At 63.1% G+C, this 18,054-nt stretch carries 13 protein-coding genes; 12 read left to right on the forward strand and 1 reads right to left on the reverse strand.

Features of this window, described 5'->3' with window-relative positions:
• The 11 genes from ACR2JA_RS11085 to ACR2JA_RS11135 all read left to right on the forward strand — a co-directional run.
• On the forward strand, window positions 1-1,398 hold a 1,398-nt coding region (locus tag ACR2JA_RS11085; protein ID WP_434009138.1), incomplete at its 5' end, for an acyl-CoA ligase (AMP-forming), exosortase A system-associated.
• The gene (locus tag ACR2JA_RS11090) at window positions 1,385-2,590 is read left to right on the forward strand and encodes a pyridoxal-dependent decarboxylase, exosortase A system-associated (protein WP_434009139.1); all 1,206 of its coding nucleotides are present in this window, start codon (window positions 1,385-1,387) and stop codon (window positions 2,588-2,590) included. The genes ACR2JA_RS11085 and ACR2JA_RS11090, both read left to right, overlap by 14 nt.
• 56 nt (window positions 2,591-2,646) lie before the next feature.
• A complete protein-coding gene (locus tag ACR2JA_RS11095) occupies window positions 2,647-4,554 on the forward strand; it encodes a hypothetical protein (protein WP_434009140.1) in 1,908 nt (635 codons plus the stop codon).
• 85 nt (window positions 4,555-4,639) lie between these two features.
• Window positions 4,640-6,034, forward strand: coding sequence for a TIGR03013 family XrtA/PEP-CTERM system glycosyltransferase (locus ACR2JA_RS11100; protein WP_434009141.1), 1,395 nt, complete (start codon window positions 4,640-4,642; stop codon window positions 6,032-6,034).
• A gap of 24 nt (window positions 6,035-6,058) precedes the next feature.
• On the forward strand, window positions 6,059-8,152 hold the full coding sequence (gene prsK, locus ACR2JA_RS11105) for an XrtA/PEP-CTERM system histidine kinase PrsK (protein ID WP_434009142.1): 2,094 nt from the start codon (window positions 6,059-6,061) through the stop codon (window positions 8,150-8,152).
• Window positions 8,149-9,510, forward strand: coding sequence for a PEP-CTERM-box response regulator transcription factor (gene prsR, locus ACR2JA_RS11110; RefSeq protein ID WP_434009143.1), 1,362 nt, complete (start codon window positions 8,149-8,151; stop codon window positions 9,508-9,510). Before prsK ends, prsR begins: the two co-directional genes overlap by 4 nt.
• 28 nt (window positions 9,511-9,538) lie before the next feature.
• Window positions 9,539-12,322 carry an XrtA/PEP-CTERM system TPR-repeat protein PrsT gene (gene prsT / locus ACR2JA_RS11115; RefSeq protein WP_434009144.1) on the forward strand — a complete coding sequence of 928 codons (2,784 nt, stop codon included), beginning with the start codon at window positions 9,539-9,541 and terminating at the stop codon, window positions 12,320-12,322.
• A gap of 242 nt (window positions 12,323-12,564) precedes the next feature.
• Entirely contained in the window at window positions 12,565-13,176 is a 612-nt protein-coding gene (locus ACR2JA_RS11120; protein ID WP_434009145.1) for a hypothetical protein, read from the forward strand.
• Window positions 13,177-13,449: 273 nt separating this feature from the next.
• Window positions 13,450-14,376: an HprK-related kinase A gene (locus tag ACR2JA_RS11125; protein WP_434009146.1), complete on the forward strand. Its 927-nt coding sequence runs from the start codon at window positions 13,450-13,452 to the stop codon at window positions 14,374-14,376.
• Window positions 14,377-14,399: 23 nt separating this feature from the next.
• On the forward strand, window positions 14,400-15,497 hold the full coding sequence (locus ACR2JA_RS11130) for a nucleotidyltransferase domain-containing protein (RefSeq protein WP_434009147.1): 1,098 nt from the start codon (window positions 14,400-14,402) through the stop codon (window positions 15,495-15,497).
• The gene (locus ACR2JA_RS11135) at window positions 15,484-16,257 is read left to right on the forward strand and encodes a S1C family serine protease (protein ID WP_434009148.1); all 774 of its coding nucleotides are present in this window, start codon (window positions 15,484-15,486) and stop codon (window positions 16,255-16,257) included. Before ACR2JA_RS11130 ends, ACR2JA_RS11135 begins: the two co-directional genes overlap by 14 nt.
• 27 nt (window positions 16,258-16,284) lie before the next feature.
• Here ACR2JA_RS11135 and galE read toward each other — a convergent pair whose 3' ends face one another.
• Complete coding sequence (galE, locus tag ACR2JA_RS11140; protein WP_434009149.1) at window positions 16,285-17,298, reverse strand: UDP-glucose 4-epimerase GalE; 1,014 nt, start codon at window positions 17,296-17,298, stop codon at window positions 16,285-16,287.
• Between the two features lie 95 nt (window positions 17,299-17,393).
• Between galE and ACR2JA_RS11145 the strand changes: the two genes are divergently transcribed.
• Window positions 17,394-18,054: NAD(P)/FAD-dependent oxidoreductase (locus ACR2JA_RS11145; RefSeq protein WP_434009150.1), on the forward strand; the 661-nt coding region annotated here is incomplete at its 3' end.

Below are 18,054 nucleotides of genomic sequence, written 5' to 3' on the forward strand. Positions count from 1 at the left end.
GCAGCGGGCGGGGTGCTGGTGCCGGTGAACCCGGTCCTCAAGCCGGCTCAGGTGGCGCATGTGTTGCAGGACAGCGGAGCGAAGGTGCTGGTGACGTCTGCCGCAAGGCTGCAGGCATTGGCATCGGTGCTGCGGGACTGCACAGCGCTGACCCACGTGGTGTTGGTGGACGCCGCGCCGGATGGCAGCAGCGTGGATACCGATGGCGTTGTGGAGCATTGGACCATGCATGGCTGGCCACCCACGCCACCCGAAGTGAACCCTGCACCCCTGGCTCCACGCGGGCTGGAAACCGACACGGCGGCAATTTTCTACACGTCCGGCAGCACGGGTCGGCCCAAGGGGGTGGTGCTGTCGCACCGCAATCTGGTCGCCGGTGCCACCAGTGTCGCCAGCTACCTGGGCAACCACGGGGAGGATGTGCTGCTGGCCGCGCTGCCCTTGTCGTTTGATGCTGGTTTCAGCCAGCTCACCACGGCTTGTCTGGTGGGGGCGCGCGTGGTGCTGCTCAACTACTTGTTGCCGCGCGACGTGTTGCTGGTGATGGCCCGAGAGGCGGTGACCGGCCTGACCGCCGTGCCGCCGCTGTACATGCAACTGGCCGCGCTGGACTGGCCGGCCGAGGCGACGGCGCGGCTGCGCTATTGGGCCAACACGGGCGGGCGCATGCCCCGGGCAACGCTGGACGCATTGCGGGCGAAAGCGCCAGAGGCTCAGCCTTTCCTGATGTACGGGCTGACCGAGGCTTTCCGATCGACCTATCTGCCGCCCGAGCAGGTGGATCAGCGCCCTGACTCGATCGGTCGCGCCATTCCCAATGTGCAGGTGCTCGTGCTGCGCGACGATGGCACCGAATGCGCGGTGGACGAGCCCGGCGAACTGGTGCACCGCGGGCCGCTGGTGTCGCAGGGCTACTGGCGGCGGCCCGACGACACGGCCCAGCGTTTCAAGCCTCTGCCGTTGCACTTCCAGGTCGGTGGTCATGAGCGGCCCACACCGGAGATCGCGGTGTTTTCCGGCGACACGGTGCGGCGCGACGCTAACGGGTACCTGTATTTTGTGGGCCGGCGCGACGAGATGATCAAAACCTCAGGCTACCGGGTGAGCCCGACCGAGGTGGAGGAGGCGGTGTTCGCCAGCGGCCTGGTGCAGGAGTCCCTGGCGGTGGGCATGGAGCACGAAGCTTTGGGCCAGGCGATCCACGTGGTGGCGGTCGCGTCGGCCACGGCCAGCGGCGACGCCGTCCGTGACACCGCGGCCCTGCTGGCGTTTTGTCGCGCACAGCTGCCCGCGTACATGGTGCCGGCCGTGGTGCACTGGGTGGGCCAGCCGCTGCCGCGCAACCCCAATGGCAAGCTGGACCGCCAGCGCTGGAAGGCTGAACGTGCTGGGATTTGATGTCGACGGTGGTGATCTCCTGGTCGGTGGTCGGCGTTTGTCGACGCTGGTGGCAGATGTGGGTCAGACACCTTTTTATGCCTACGACCGGCAGCGCATCGCCGCTCGGGTGGCCAATGTGCGCGCCGTGCTGCCCAGCGGGGTGGACCTGCACTACGCCATCAAGGCCAACCCCATGCCTGAATTGCTGGCCTTCATCTCACCACTGGTGGAGGGGCTGGATGTGGCCTCTGCCGGTGAGTTGCAGCGTGCTTTGACGGCAGGCATGCCGTCGGGCGCCATCAGTTTCGCCGGGCCGGGCAAGCGAGCCAGCGAGCTGGATGCTGCGGTGGCCGCTGGTGTGCTGGTGAACGTGGAGTCGTTCCGCGAACTGCCTTTGCTGGTCGGGGCCAGTGCGCGGCACGGCCGGCCGGCCCGCGTGGCGGTGCGTGTGAACCCCGACTTTGAGCTGCGTGGCGCGGGCATGCGCATGGGTGGCGGCGCCAAACCTTTCGGCGTGGACGCCGAGCAGGTGCCGGCGCTGCTGCGGGCCATCGCTTCGGCCGGGCTGCAGTTTGAAGGTTTTCATCTATACGCGGCCTCCCAGATGCTCAAAGGCGATGCGCTGGCACAGGCCACGCTGGCCACCGGGGCGCTGCTGTTGCGCCTGAGTGCCGATGCGCCTGCACCCGTACGGCATCTGAACCTGGGCGGTGGCTGGGGGATTCCGTATTTCCCGAACGAGCAGGCGCTGGACGTGGCGCCGGTCTGCGCTGCGCTGCAGGAGCTGGTGGACAAGACCGCGCAGGAACTGCCCGGCGCACGCCTGCAGATCGAACTGGGGCGCTACCTGGTGGGCGAGGCGGGGGTGTACGTGGCGCAGGTGCTGGACCGCAAGGTCTCCCGCGGGCAGGTGTTTCTGGTCACCGATGGCGGCTTGCATCACCACCTGGCCGCCAGCGGCAACTTCGGTCAGGTGATCCGGCGCAACTACCCGGTGGCGATTGGCAACCGCATGGGCGCGGCAGAGCGCGAGGTGGTCAGCATCGTCGGCCCGTTGTGCACGCCGCTGGACCTGCTGGCCGAGCGGGTGGAGCTGCCGATGGCGCAGCCGGGCGACTGGGTGGTGGTGTTCCAGTCGGGCGCGTACGGGGCCAGCGCCAGCCCGCAGGCTTTCCTGGGACACCCGCCTTGCGCAGAGGTGCTGGTCTGAGCCAGCCCTGGCGCGCCGGCGCGGCGCTGCTGGCGGCCGCTGCCCTGTGCGCTGCGTTGTGGCTGGCGGCGCAGCACCCGGTGGCCCCGCTGGGGCTGCTGGCGGGCGTCTGGTTGGTGACCACTGTCACCGCCTGGCGGCCATCGGCCTGGCTGTTCTGGTTGCCGGCCCTGATGCCGATGCTGAATTTTTTCCCCTGGACCGGCTGGTGGCTGTTGGACGAGTCCGACCTGTTGGTGCTGGCGGTGTTGGCGGGCGGGTACGGGCGCCTCGCGTGGGCCGCCCCACCGATCGCTCGCGAACCGCTTCCCCGGTGGTGGGGCGCGGCCTGGATCGGGCTGGCGCTGTGTGTGGCCCAGGCGTGCTGGCGGGGCTGGGTGGACGCACCACCGCTGCCACCCCACACCGGCTGGCGGGATGCGATGTGGCAAGGTCTGTTCGCTGACCACCTGTCGGCCTGGAACAGCGTGCGCGTGGCCAAGTCCTTCGTCTGGGCGCTGCTGCTGGCGCCGCTGGCCTGGCATGCCGTCCGCGCTGACCGACAAGCGGCGGGTCTGGCCTTTGTACGCGGCATGTTGGCCGGTCTGGCGCTGGTGGGGGCGCTTGTGCTCTGCGAGCGTGAATCGCAGGTGGGGCTGCTGGATTTTTTCTCCGGTTACCGCACCAGCGCAGCGTTTTGGGAAATGCACGTGGGCGGCGGCGCGATCGACGCCTACCTGGCGCTGGCCGCGCCGCTGGCGCTGTGGGCGGTGTGGATGGCGCCCACGCGGTGGCGCGTTGGCCTCGCGGTCGGGCTGCTGTGGCTGACCATCTACGTGCTGCTGACCACCTATTCGCGTGGTGTCATGGGGGCGTTTGTGGTGGTGGTGCTGGCTTGGGCGTTCGCCTCTCGGTTGTTCCGGTTGCCGCACGACGGCCAAGGACCGGGCAGGCGTCGTGTGGTGATGGCGACCCTGATCGGCTTGCTCATCCAGGGGGGCGTTGTCATCGGTGCTGGCGCGTTTCTGGGTGATCGCCTGGAACAGACCGGCCAAGACCTGCAGGGGCGCTGGGTGCATTGGCAACGCGGCGCCAGCCTGTTGGAGTCCCCTGGGGCAGGATCATCGGGTTGGTTGTGGGGGCAGGGGATGGGGCGCTTCACGGCGCGGTACCGTGCGTTGGGCATGGAAGGTGAACTGCCGGGCCGTGCCACATGGCTTGGGGGAGCGCAGGGCGCTGGTGCGCTGGCGCTCAGTGGCCCCGACAGTCGGGATGCATTGGCACTGCAGTTCGGCTTGACCCAGCGGGTGCGGTTGGCCATGCCAGACGGTTACACGGCAAGGCTGCGCCTGTCTGGAACGCCCGGCCAGGAGGTGCTGGTGTCGCTGTGCCAGCGCCACCTCATCCATACCTTGACTTGCCAGTGGGCCAGCGGTGCGGTCGCACAGCCCGGACCCGGCGGCACGGCCTGGGTCAGTCTGCGCTTGAAGGGTTATCCATTGCCTGTGCCTGAGCGCAGCACGTTGCAGCCCACACAGGCCTTGCCGGCCGTGCTGACCTTGCACGCTACCCAAGCCGGTCAGACCAGCCACATCCATGAGGTGCAGTTGTGGGATGAGCGTGGACGGCAGCTCTTGCAGAACACCGACTTTTCATCGGGACTGAGCCACTGGATGCCTGCTGCTGAGTCCTATTACCTGCCGTGGCACATCGACAACCTGTACCTGGATGTGTTGCTGGAACTGGGCTGGGTGGGGCTGCTGCTGCTGGCCGCGATCACATGCGCGGCTTTGCTGGCGGTGTATCGCGGGCTGATGGCACGCGATGCGCTGGCCTGGGCCTATGGCGCTGCGTCGCTCGGTTTTTTGTCGATCGGGGCGCTGATCAGCGTCACTGAAATTCCCAGGGTGCTGCTGCTGGCCCTGATGACACTGCTGATGGCTTTGTGCCTTTGGACAAATCGACGACCGGATCTCTGTAACTGATTGTAATGACTCGCATTGCGCGTTATTCTCAGTGTCAGATGTTCCGACAGCTGTTCTGCCGGTCGGACACAGTCAGGGGCTGGTTTTGATCAAGGTTTTCAACCATTTCTTCCATCGCAGGACGCTGCTGCAGCTGTTTCTGGACCTGGCGGTCATCACGCTGGCGTTCCTGATCACGCTGGTGGCCGTCACCGGGGCAGATGCGGTCAGCAGCGAGCATTTGCTCAAGGGCCTGGCCCGAGGTGTGCTCATGGGGATGGGCTTCCTGGCTGTCAACGCTACGCTGGGTTTTTACGACAGCGGCAGCTTTTTCAGCGCCACCCAGGTGTGGGCCCGGGCGCTGGTGTCTTTTCTGGTGATGGGCATGGTGGTGGTGGCGGTGCTGCTGTTGCTGCCATTGCCGGCGTTTTTTGGTCGCAGCTGGGCGGTGGTCGTCGTGATGTTGGCCACCTCTGTGCTGCTGCTGTACCAGGTGCTGGGTGCTGCCTTGCTGCCACGTGCCGTCCCGCGCAACCGCGCACTGATTTATGGCACGGGCACCCGTGCGCAGGCTGTGGGGCAAAGGATGCGCCGACCCGGCTCCCATACCGAACTGGTGGGGTTCTTCGCCAGCCCCAACGAGCGGGAGCATCTGGTGTCGCAATGGGATGTGCTGGACGCCCAACAAAGCCTGCAGGCTCTGGTGCGGGACCAGCGCATCAATGAGATCGTGGTGGCGCTGTCGGAGCGGCGCGGCGGCAGCATGCCGATGCGCGAGTTGCTCGACTGCAAGCTCTCGGGGGTGCGCGTGATCGACGTCGCGACCTATTTCGAGCAGAACGCTGGACAGATCCGCCTGGACGCCATGTCGGCGGGCTTTCTGATTTTTGGCGAGGGCTTCAACCAGGGCTTCTGGCGGACGGGGACCAAGCGGGTGTTCGACATCTTCTCTGCGCTGGTGCTGATCGTTCTCAGCTCGCCGCTGATGCTGTTGGCAACGCTCGCGATCAAGGCTGAGAGTCCGGGGCCCGTGTTGTACCGGCAAGAGCGGGTGGGCCTGTTTGGTTCGGTGTTCAATGTCGTCAAGTTCCGCAGCATGCGCACCGACGCCGAAAAAGACGGCGTGCCTCGCTGGGCCACAGCGGGGGACAGTCGCATCACCCGCGTGGGGCGCATCATCCGCAAGCTGCGCATCGACGAACTGCCGCAGCTGTTCAGCGTGCTCGGGGGCAGCATGAGCATGGTGGGGCCGCGCCCGGAGCGACCGTACTTCGTCGATCAGCTCACCCAGGAGATCCCGTTCTACGCCGTTCGGCACAGTGTCAAACCGGGTGTGACCGGCTGGGCGCAGGTCAGCTACCAGTACGGCTCGTCCAAGGAAGACACCGTCGAAAAGCTGCAATACGACCTGTACTACGTCAAGAACCACTCGCTGTTTCTGGATCTCGTCATCCTGTTCCAGACAGTGGGTGTGGTGCTCACGGGCAAGGGTGCCCAGTGAGCCAGCCGTGCTGAGACTCAGTCCATGAACGAACTGGCCTTGCCGCTCACACGCTGGGGTTTTGGCCTGGCGATGCTGGCCTATGCCGGGCTGGCGGTGTACCTGCTCAGACGTGGACTTCTGCGGCGCCCGGTGAACCGCACGGGCCTGGCGGTGCTGACGGCGGTGGTGCTCACAGCGCTGTGGGCGGGCAGCGGTTGGCTGGCACTGGACGCCGGCGGTGGCTGGTGGTTCTGGACCCTTCTGCTGGACATGGCGCGCTACGGCGCCTGTTTTGAGTTCCTGGTGCAGCTGATCCGCCAAGGCCAGGAGCGCGACGGTGGTTTGCGGTGGATCGGTCCCCTGGCTTATGCCATGCCCGTGGTGGGCTTCTTGGCCTTGCTGCTGAGCGGCGGCCAAAGCAGTGGTGGGCCAGGCCTGGTGTTTCTGATGCTGATGCTGCTGTCGGTGCTGGGCCTGGTGCTGGTGGAGCAGCTGTTTCGCAATTTGCCGGAAGACGCGCAGTGGAACGCCAAACCCGTCTGCGTGGGTTTGGCGGGCAGTTTTGTGTTCGATCTCTACCTGTTTTCACAGGCGGTGCTGTTCGGCGGCATGGATGTTGACGCGCTGAGCATCCGCGGCCTGGTCCATGCCGCGCTGATGCCGCTGCTGCTGTTGTCCAGCACGCGTCACCGCAACTGGATAGGCAAGATCCGGGTGTCGCAGCGGGTGATCTTCCACTCGGCCAGTCTGCTGATCGTCGGCGCCTACCTGCTTTTCATCTCGGGTGTGGGCTATTACGTGCGCTACTTTGGTGGCGACTGGGGGCGTGGCATCCAGCTCGCACTGGTGTTTCTGGCGCTGGTGTTGTTGGTCACGGTGGCCTGGTCGCGCTCGTTGCGCGCGCGCTTGCGGGTCTGGCTGGGCAAACACTTTCTGCGCTACCGCTACGATTACCGGGAAGAGTGGTTGCGCTTCACGCAGACGTTGTCGGCCGCATCCGATCCACAGGATGTGGGGCCAAGGGTGATCCGGGGGCTGGCCGATATGCTGGAGAGCCCGGCTGGCGCCTTGTGGATGCATCGGCCCGAGGACAAAAAGCTGCGCAACACCGCGTGCTGGAACCTGGCCCGTACGACGGACGAAGAGCCGGCGGATTCGCCTTTGCTGGACTTCATGCGCCGTACCGGCTGGGTGGTGAACCTGGAGGAGTACCGCCGCAAGCCGCAGATGTACGAGCACCTGGCCTTACCCGCCTGGTTGCTGGCCCAGCCACAGGCCTGGTTGCTGGTGCCCTTGTGGCTGGGCCAGGAACTGCTGGGCTTTGTGCTGCTGGCCAGCCCGCGCACCCGCATGGACGTGAACTGGGAGGTCACCGATCTTCTCAAGACCGCTGGCCGCCAGGCCGCCAGCTACCTGGCCCAGATGCAGGCCACCGAGGCACTGCTCGAAGCCCGCAAGTTCGAGGCGTTCAGCCGCATGTCGGCCTTTGTTGTGCACGACCTCAAAAACATCGTGACCCAGCTCTCGCTCATGATGAAAAACGCACAGCGGCTGGCACACAAACCCGAGTTCCAGGCCGACATGCTCATGACAGTGGACAACTCCCTCGAGCGCATGCGCCAGTTGATGCTGCAGCTGCGCGAAGGAGCGGCACCGGCGGGCGCTGCGGTGGGCGTTGACCTCGCGCGCATCGCCCGCACGCTCGACGAATCGGTGCGCCGCCGTGGTCGCGTGCTGGAGCTCGATGTGCCCCAACCGGTGGCCACGCGCGGTCATGTCGAGCGCATGGAGCGCGTGATCGGTCACCTGGTGAACAACGCACTCGATGCGACCACGCTGTCGCAGCGGGTGTGGCTCAAGATCGACCGCGTGGGCAGCCATGCGCGCGTTGAAGTGGGTGACAATGGGCAAGGCATGTCGGAGTCGTTCATGCGCGACCGTCTGTTCAAGCCCTTCGAAACCACCAAAAACACGGGCATGGGCATTGGTGCCTACGAGAGTTTTCAATACGTACAGGAACTGGGTGGCAAAGTCGATGTCCGAAGCCGGGAGGGTGAGGGCACTGTGGTGACCTTGCTGCTGCCGCTGATCGAAACCTTCAGCCGTTCCGACCTGCAAACCCTGGAAGAAGCATGAGTTCGGAAAAAGCCGCTCAGCTGCTGATCGTCGAAGACGATCTGGCCTTGCAAAAGCAGATCAAATGGTCGCTGGACCAGTTTGAGAGCGTCGCCGCGGACGACCGCGAATCGGCGCTCAACCAGCTGCGCCGCCACAACCCGCCGGTGGTCACCATGGACCTGGGGCTGCCGCCTGACGCCGATGGCTGCGCCGAGGGCTTTGCGCTGCTTGAGCAGATGCTGGCTGCCGCGCCCGACACCAAGGTGATCGTGCTGACCGGTCAAAATGCCCAGGACAACGCCTTGCGCGCGGTGGCCATGGGCGCATACGACTTTCTGGCCAAGCCGTTTGAGCCCGAGATGCTCGCGCTTACCGTGCAACGTGCCCTGCGTTTGCACGAATTGCAGTCCGAGAACCAGCGCTTGCAGGCCATGCGCCAGCCCGACGCCCTCGCGGGGCTGATCACGCGCGACCCCGAGATGCTGCGCATCTGCCGCACCATCGAAAAAGTGGCCAACAGCGGTGCGACGGTGCTGCTGCTGGGCGAAAGCGGTACCGGCAAGGAGGTCCTGGCGCGGGGCCTGCACCAGGCGTCCAACCGCAAGTCCGCGCGTTTTGTCGCCATCAACTGCGCGGCCATCCCGGAGAACCTGCTGGAAAGCGAACTTTTCGGCTACGAAAAGGGCGCCTTCACCGGAGCGGCCAAAACGACGCTGGGCAAGATCGAAACCGCCCACGGTGGCACGCTGATGCTTGACGAAATCGGCGACCTGCCCATGGCTTTGCAGGCCAAGCTGCTGCGCTTCCTGCAGGAGCGGGTGATCGAACGCCTGGGCGGGCGGCAGGAAATCTCCGTTGATGTACGCATCGTGTGCGCCACCCACCAGGACCTGCGCAAGCTCATCAGCGAAGGCAAGTTTCGAGAAGACCTCTACTACCGCCTCGCCGAGATCGTGGTCAATATCCCGCCGCTGCGCGACCGCGTGGGCGACGCCGCCTTGCTGGCCCATGCATTCACCCGGCGATTCGCGCAGGAGCAGAACCGCCGCAGTCTGAGCCTGGCGCCCGATGCCCTGCGCGCCATCGAGGCGCACCGCTGGCCCGGGAATATCCGTGAGCTGGAGAACTGCCTCAAACGGTCGGTCATCATGGCCGACGGTAGCCAGATCACGGCAGATGATCTCGGCCTACCCGTTCTCGTCTCGGCGGATGACGAGGTCACACTGGATCTTCGAGCCGTTCGTGACGAAGCTGAGAAAAAGGCTGTGATAGCTGCGCTTGCGCGATCCAACGGAAATGTGCTCAAAGCGGCTGAAATTCTGGGCATCAGCCGACCGACGCTGTATGACGTGATGCATCGCCTGGGGCTCAAATGAGTCTAGGCATTCTGCGGAGATCAAGAACATGAAACAGACCGCTCACAGGCTGGGTCGATTGACATGGGTACTTCTGGTCGCTGGCGTTTTGAGCGCCTGCGGGAACAAAGATCCGCAGGAGCTTGTGGTAGCTGCTCGGCAATACATCCAGAAGAATGATTACCCAGCGGCGATCATCGAACTCAAGAACGCATTGCAAGCGCAGCCGGACTTGGCGGAGGCACGTCTGCTGCTGGGCAAGGCCATGCTGGCAAATGGAGACGCAGTCGGTGCCGAGGCGGAACTGCGAAAGGCGAGGGAAGTCAACTATTCGCCGAACGAGGTATCGCCGCTACTGGCCAGAGCTTGGTTGGCGCTGGGTCAGCCCAAGAAGGTCACCGAAGCCTTTGACCAAACGAAACTCGACTCTCCACAGGCTCAAGCGGAATTGCTGACTTCTTTGGCTGTTGCCTGGCGGATGCAAAACCGCGGTGAAGACCATCGCAAGCGACTGAAGGAGGCGCTTGCGATCAGCCCCGAGTTGGCTGCTGCGGTCATCGAACACGCGCGTCAACTGGCAGGGGATCGTGCCTTCGACCAAGCGTTGATCGAACTCGATGAACTGCTGGGGCGAGAGCCTCGCAATGCCGATGCGCTCAAATTGCGCGGCGATGTGCTTCAACTCGGGCTACAGAAAAGTGACGAGGCATTGCAGTCCTATCAGGCAGCCGTCGCCGCCTCGCCCAAGCACTTGGACGCTCACGTCGCGCTGGTGCGTCTGCTCATGGCGACGGGAAAGAACGAAGACGCAGTAAACGCGCTGCGTGCGTTGGTAGGCTTCGCACCAGGTCATCCGTCGACGCTTTACCTGCAGACCCAGGAGGCTTATCAAAAGCAGGACATGAAGACGGCCAAGGAGCGCGTTCAACAACTGCTCAAAGTGGTACCTGACAGCCCGAATGCCAACGAAATCGCGGGTGCGATCGAGTTGCAGACGGGGTCAGTTGTTCAGGCGCAGGCTTATCTGAGCAAAGCGCTCAAGATTGCTCCCGGCTTGCGCGTGGCGCGGCGCGCTCTTGTCGCTGCGCATCTTCGCGCAGGGCAACTGGATCAGGCCGTAGCCGCTTTGCCCGGCGATCTGAAGGGACCTGCAGGCGATGCAGATCCTGAGATGCTTTCAGTCGCAGGCCGGGTTTACATGGCCAAAGGTGAGTTCGAAACGGCACAGGGCTTCTTCAAACGAGCCACCCGGGCAGACCCCAAGAACCCGGGAAAAAGAACTTCCTTGGCGGTGAGTCAGTTCATGTCGGGACAGACCGATCTGGCGCTCAATGAGCTGGCCGCGATTGCATCGCAGGACGAAGGTATCGTCGCCGACATGGCGCTGATCAATGCCCATATGCAGCGCAAGGAGTACGCCAAGGCACTTGCTGCCATCAGCGCCTTGGAGTCCAAAAGATCCACAGACCCTATGCCCAGGCACCTCAAGGGTGTGGTGCTGTCGATGCAGAACGATCGCGCGAGAGCTCGTACGGCATTCGAAGACGCTCTCAAGCTCGATCCCAGCTATCTGGCCTCGGTCGCGGGCTTGGCATCCCTCGATCTGGCCGAGAGGAAGCCAGATGCAGCGGTGCAACGGGTGGATGCACTGACGAAGCAGTCACCAGAAAATCCATCGGCCTGGCTGGCTCTCGCTGACGTGCTGCAGTCCACCGGCGCGACGAAAGAGAAGGTCGGTGCAGCTATCGATCAGGCGGTCAAGCTGGCGCCACAGGACATACGCGCGCGTGTCATGCTGATCGAGCATTACTTACGCCAAAAAGAGGCCAAGGCTGCACTTGCTTCCGCTCAGGCTGCTGCGGCGGCTATCCCGGATGCGCCTGAAGTGGTGGCTGGTCTTGGGCAGGCCCAGGCTCAGGCTGGAGAGAGCCTCCAGGCCATTGCGACCTTCAACAAACTTGTGACGCTCATGCCGGGGTCACCCATGCCCTATTTGCTGATGGCGAGCACGCAGATCGCCAGCAAGGACAACGCTGCCGCCATGCAAAGCGTCAGCAAGGCCTTGTCTGTCCAGCCAGACTTCTTGCCAGCCCAGCGCGCGATGGCAGAGCTGGCGGTCGCCTCTCGGCAAATCGACAAAGCGCTTTCCGTCAGCAAGGACATGCAAAAGCAGCGACCCAATCAGCCCCTCGGCTATGTATTGGAGGGTGACGTCCATGCAGCGTTCAAACAGTGGGAGCCCTCTGCAACTGCATATCGGAACAGTCTCAAGATCTCTCCGCTTCCAGAAGCCGCTGTCAAGCTGCATTCGGTTTTGACGGCTGCCGGCAAGCAGGCAGAGGCTGATCGCTGGGCAGAGGAGTGGAACAAGAGCCAGCCCAAAGATGTGGCCATGTCGATCTTTCTGGGGGACAGGGCGATCGCGGCCGGACATGTGTCCGAGGCTACCCGTCACTACGAGCGGGTGGTAGCACTTCAGCCTACCAATGCCTTGGCGCTCAACAACCTCGCGTGGCTGGCTGGCGAGCAAGGACGAGCCGACGCTATCTCAATTGCCGAAAAGGCGAACCAGGCGGCGCCGAACCAGCCTGCATTCATGGACACATGGGCCATGTTGTTGTCTGCCAAGGGGGAGCACGCCAAGGCTCTTGAACTGCAGTCAAAGGTCGTGGAACTGAAGCCGGAAACGCCGCTGTTCAAGTTGAATCTGGCGAAGATCCAGATCAAGGCTGGGAACAAGGATGCCGCCAGGAGGATCCTTGAAGAGCTGGCTGCCATGGGTGACAAGTACCCAGATCAAGCGGAAGTGGTGAAATTGAAGCAGGCTCTCTGAGTGTTTGACAGTTCTTGTTGTGGTGTCGATTTTTTTGTCATGTCTGTCGGTGCCATAGCCTGTTTCACAACCCTTCCGACCAAAAATGTAAGCGAATCAAGGGCTTGGTGTAGTTGTGTTGTTCGGCGTGAATCTTGCTTACACTTTTAGTAACATTTCGTCTGGTACTGGTACTGGTAGTGGGGGTGGTTGTGCTCCGGTGACCAGTCGACAACAAACATTCAACAGATAGGCGGTCCATCATGTCCAATGATCCAAAAGAAGGCAGGCCTGATCTCGAAAAAAGGCAAGAGCCAGGCTCGGACGAGGCTGGTGTTTCTCGTCGTCGCTTGCTCAGGGCTGGCCTGTCGGCGGCTCCTGTGGTCGCCACGTTGACGAGCAATTCGGTGCTGGCGGGCGACTATTCGGGCAAGGGCTGCATCAAGCCGTCTTCGTTTGCTTCGTACGTCAACAACGGTGCTCGTCTGAGTAACTTTGATCCTGGGCGAGATGGATGTGGATGCCGTAAGCCCGCAGATTGGTGTCAGTCGTCCTATGACAGCAAGACCTCAAAGCGCCTCGGCGATTGTGGTCTGACCAATCTGACACGGGTGAAATGCCGCAAGTCAGACTGGTCGTACGGCAATCACAGACTCAAAGAGGTTTTGTCCTGTCCAGACTTGGATGAAGATACCAAGCTTGGCAAGTATTTGGTCGCTTGCTACCTGAGCGACGGGGATGGCTTGATTTCACCGTTCTCACAGACGCAGTGCAAGACGATCTGGGCCAACGGAGGGACCTGGACAGACGCTTCAGGTAAACCATGGAGCAAGGTCTTCATGCTCAGTTATCTGGACCACGTTTTCAAAGCGTGACAGTTAAGGAGGCAGGTCGTTGGCGTGCTACCGCGTCATCGGCACAGTGTGCCCATGTGGTGTGGCCTGACGGTGCAGTGATCTTTCAGCCGTGGGATGGCAAGCTGCTGGCAATGTCGTATCTGGGAGTCTCTGTATGGCGCGCTTTGCTGGAGAGCGGGGATGTCTCGGTGGCGGATTTGGCACTTCGACTGTTGGATTCGCGGGACGAAGATGAATTGATGCGCCTCGAGGACATTCTGGTTCAGCTAGCGTCTCTGGACTTGGTCGCCTGTGCAGATCACTGAAGCGACAGTGCTTTTGTCCAGCCTATCGGCGGCTGAGGTCAAGTGCCGTTTGCAAAGTGGCTCCTTCTCGATTCACATCCCCCCTTTTGTCTTTCGCATCCGCAGCGACATTCCTGTTGTGCAGGAGGGGCTCACGCGTCTTTACGCTGGGTACCGAATTCCGGATGCCGAATCGACCTTCGCCGATTTCCATCTTTCGGTGACCGGCCATTGGAACGGGTGGCATCGGGTTTGCAAGTTCAAGATGGACGGGTTTCTTCCCTTCAGTCCATTGGCTTACGGCGAGGCCTTTGCTTTGCTTGAATGGGGTATGAACTGGTGTGTGACCGGCTATGCGCACCACTGGTTGACCCTGCATTCGGCGGTGCTCGAAAAGGATGGGCGTGCGGTGCTCATGCCTGCGCCGCCCGGATCTGGCAAGAGTACGCTGTGTGCCGCCTTGATGCTTCATGGCTGGCGGTTGCTGTCCGATGAGATGGCCCTGCTTGATCCCGAGACCGGACTTGTCACGCCATTTCCACGCCCGGTGAGCCTGAAGAACCAGTCGATTGAGTTGATACGAAGCTTGGCGCCTGCAGCAACCATCGGTCCGGTCGCACATGACACGATGAAGGGCAATGTGGCGCACCTTCGGGTGAGTGAGGGCAGTCTTGCGAGATCGGATGAGACTGTTGCGCCCGCATGGGTGGTTTTTCCGAGGTTCCAGGCTGATGCCGGTCTGACGGTGATCCCGAGACCCAAGTCCACATCGCTTCTGGATCTCGCCAGCAACAGCTTCAACCATCACATCCATGGGGTGTCTGGTTTCACGACGCTGGTGGGTGTGGTCAATCGATGCGACTGCTTCGACTTGCGCTACAGCAAGGTGGATGAGGCCCTTGCCTGGTTCGACGCCTTGGAGCCCTCCGCGTGAGTCGCCAGGGGCTGTCACTCCTGGTGAGCGCACTGACCACACCAGGAACAGTGGCCAGTTTGTCTCCAGTCGAATGGGATGAACTGATTCGCCTCGCACGATCGGCCGATGTTCTCGCCCGCCTTGATGTGCGGATTCAAGCTGTAGGTCTTCTGTCGACGGTTCCGTTGTCTGTTCGAAGGCACCTTGGTGCAGCCAGGCTGCTGGCACAGCGACAGCAGGATGAGCTGGCGTACGAGATTTCGGTCCTATCAGACGTTCTGGAAAAAGAGAATATTCAGCTGGTCTTGCTCAAAGGCGCCGCTTATGCGGCAGCCCACATGCAGACGGCGATGGGGCGCATGGTTTCCGATGTGGACGTTTTGGTCCCACAAGATCGACTGGTGCACGCGGAAGCCGCATTGATGCGTTCGGGCTGGCTGGCGACCAACCGTGATGTCTACGATCAGCACTACTACCGCAAGTGGATGCATGAAATCCCACCTCTCCAGCATGTTCACCGAGGGTCTGTGCTGGATGTCCACCATGCTGTGGTTCCGCCGACGGCGGGGTATAGGTTGGACAGCAGAGTGTTGCTTGAAGCGGCCGTTCCAGTGAAGGGGTCGCTCAATGTTCGGGTGCTCTGTGATGTGGATATGGTGTTGCACAGCGCGGTTCATCTGATGCACGAAGGGGAACTAGAGCTTGGTTTTCGTGGGCTGCTGGATCTGGACCTGATGCTCAGGGAGCTATCAGACGGTGCCGGTTTCTGGTCGCGACTGATCGATCGGGCCGTCTTATTGGGACTGCAAAGACCGGCTTTCCTTGCCCTCCGGTATGCGCAAATGATGCTGGCGACCCCGGTCCCGCGTGAAGCGCTGGACGGGCTGCAAGCGCGCGCACAGGGCGTCGGGGCGGCGCGACTGGCCCTGCTGGATTTTCTGTACGTGCGGGGCTTGCAACCGGATCACCCAAATCTCTCGGATGGGTGGACGGCGATCGCACGCCAAGTGCTCTATCTTCGCTCGCACTTCATGCGCATGCCGTGGTATCTATTGCTACCGCACCTGGTGCGCAAATCGATTCGACGTTTGCTCGAAACGTTCAACAGCAAGCAAGGGGTGACCGATGCAGCGGCGTGAACTCTGCGTGGCCTCGCTGGGATGGTGTCTTGCCGGGGGCATGAGTGGCGCGCAGGCAGCAGGTCTGGCCGACACGGTGCTCAAGGTGAAAGCCGCCATCGTCCTTGTCGGGACTTACAAGCCCACCGATAACCCCCGCTTCCAGCTTCGTGGGACCGGTTTCGTTGTGGGTACGGGGCAGCGCGTGGTGACCAACGCCCATGTGTTGCCTGAGCTCACCGGGCTCAGTGATGAGCCCACCCTGGTGGTGCAGGTTCGCGGGCCGGATGGTCAGTGGCAACGCCGCAATGCGGTGCGCGAGCTGCGTGATGACCCTAGAGATCTTGCCATCCTGCGGATGGAGGGCGATCCTGTGCCTGCTCTGCAGTTGGGTGATTCAGATCGCGTCCGTGAGGGGGATGATCTGGCCTTCACCGGGTTTCCGATTGGCGGGGTGCTGGGGTTTTCGCCGGTCACACACCGCGCTACGGTGTCGTCCATCACCGCAGCAGCATTGCCCAGTCCGGTGGCAAGGCAGTTGCAGGAGCGTGCTGTTCGTGGATTACGGGACGGCACCTTCGACATTTTTCAGCTCGATGCGACCGCTTATCCGGGCAATAGCGGCGGACCATTGTTCGACCCACAGTCGGGGGAGGTCATGGGCGTCCTGAACATGGTCCTCATCAAGGGAACCCGTGAATCGGCGTTGAGCCAGCCATCGGGCATCGCTTACGCCATTCCGATCCGGCACGTACGGGAACTGATGGGGCGGCAGCCCTGACGTCACGTACCCAGGATCGGGACGGCTTCAGGCACTGCGGTAGCCAGCAGGGTTGCCCCGCTGCCAGCGCCACGCATCGTCGCACATCTGCTGCAGCCCGCGCTGCGCTGCCCAGCCCAGCAGCTGTTGTGCCCTTTGGGGCTCTGCGTAGCACGCGGCCACGTCACCCGCGCGGCGTTCGGCGATGCGGTAGGGGATCTCGCGGCCGCTCGCGGCCGATAGCGCCTTCACGATGTCCAGCACGCTGTAGCCAATGCCGGTGCCGAGGTTGACTGATGTGCAGCCGTCGTGGCCTGCCAGGTATTCGATGGCGCGCAGGTGACCCAGCGCTAGATCCACCACGTGGATGTAGTCGCGCACGCCGGTGCCATCGGGTGTGGGGTAGTCGCCCCCCCAGACATTGAGGTATTCGCGCTGGCCGATGGCGACTTGCGTGACATACGGCATGAGGTTGTTCGGGATGCCTTGCGGGTCTTCGCCGATCAGGCCGCTGGCGTGTGCGCCCACCGGGTTGAAGTAGCGCAGGATGGCTACTCGCCAGGCTGGCTGGCTGCGGTGTAACTCGCGCAACATGTTCTCGATGACCAGTTTGGTCTGGCCGTAGGGGTTGGTGGCCGAGAGCGGGTGGTCTTCGGTCAGCGGCAGTTTCTGCGGATCGCCGTACACCGTGGCCGAGGAACTGAACACGATGCGGCGCACGCCGGTGGCTTCCATCGCTTCGAGCAGGCGCACGGTGCCGACCACGTTGTTGTCGTAGTAGCGCAGCGGTTGCTGCACCGATTCGCCCACCGCTTTGAGGCCAGCGAAATGGATGACGGCCGATGGCTGGCTCTGGCGCAGCGCGGCTTGCAGCGCAGCGCCGTCGCGGATGTCGCCTTCGATGATCCGAACGGTTTTGCCGGTGATGCGCTCGACGCGGGCGAGCGACTCCCGGTGTGAGTTGCAGAAGTTGTCGAAGACGGTAACGTCGTGGCCCGCCTGCAGCAGTTCCACGCAGGTATGAGAGCCGATGTAGCCGGCGCCGCCGGTGACGAAGATCATGTGGTGTTCCCTAGATGTATGTGCACATGCAAAAGCAGCGCACGGCACGCAACAATGCAACTGTAATGGGTGCTCGTGCCCGAAGGAGTGCGGACGTGGAACAGGTGGATGTGGTGGTGATCGGCGCCGGGGTGGTCGGGCTGGCGGTGGCGCGTGCACTCGCACTGGCCGGACGCGACGTGATGGTGCTGGAGTCTGAAGCGGCTATTGGCCAGGGCACCAGTTCGCGCAACAGCGAAGTGATCCACGCGGGCAGCGAGTACCCGGCCGGATCGCTCAAGGCCAGGCTGTGTGTTCGCGGCAAAGGGCTGCTGTACGACTACTGCGAGCAGCGCGGTGTGGCGCACCGCCGCTGCGGCAAACTGATCGTGGCCAACACTGGGTCGCAGGTGGCGGGGCTGCCGGCCATCGTGCACCAGGCGGCAGCCAACGGCGTGGGCGACCTGGTGCTGATCACGCGCGAGCAGGCGAGGGCGATCGAGCCGCAGCTCGAATGCCTGGCGGCTGTGCACTCACCGTCCACCGGTATCGTCGATAGCCACGCCCTCATGCTGGCGCTGCAGGGCGATCTGGAAAACCTGGGTGGCCTGGTGGCGTGCCACAGCGCGGTGGACCGGATGCGTGCCGTGGTCGATGGCATCGAGGTCCATGCAGTGGACGGCACGGCGCTGCTGGCGCGCACCGTGGTCAACGCGGCGGGGCTGCAGGCCTGTGCGGTGGCGCTGAGCACCGAGGGCCTGAACCCGCGTCATGTAC

This window comes from Hydrogenophaga sp., assembly GCF_051007235.1.
Taxonomy (GTDB): domain Bacteria; phylum Pseudomonadota; class Gammaproteobacteria; order Burkholderiales; family Burkholderiaceae_C; genus Hydrogenophaga.

Bases quoted from the DNA above. Each gene is read 5' to 3' on its own strand.
- ACR2JA_RS11120 (WP_434009145.1), top strand. From the start codon at position 12,565: ATGTCCAATGATCCAAAAGAAGGCAGGCCTGATCTCGAAAAAAGGCAA.
- prsR (WP_434009143.1), top strand. From the start codon at position 8,149: ATGAGTTCGGAAAAAGCCGCTCAGCTGCTGATCGTCGAAGACGATCTG.
- galE (WP_434009149.1), bottom strand. From the start codon at position 17,298: ATGATCTTCGTCACCGGCGGCGCCGGCTACATCGGCTCTCATACCTGC.
- prsT (WP_434009144.1), top strand. From the start codon at position 9,539: ATGAAACAGACCGCTCACAGGCTGGGTCGATTGACATGGGTACTTCTG.
- ACR2JA_RS11135 (WP_434009148.1), top strand. From the start codon at position 15,484: ATGCAGCGGCGTGAACTCTGCGTGGCCTCGCTGGGATGGTGTCTTGCC.
- prsK (WP_434009142.1), top strand. From the start codon at position 6,059: ATGAACGAACTGGCCTTGCCGCTCACACGCTGGGGTTTTGGCCTGGCG.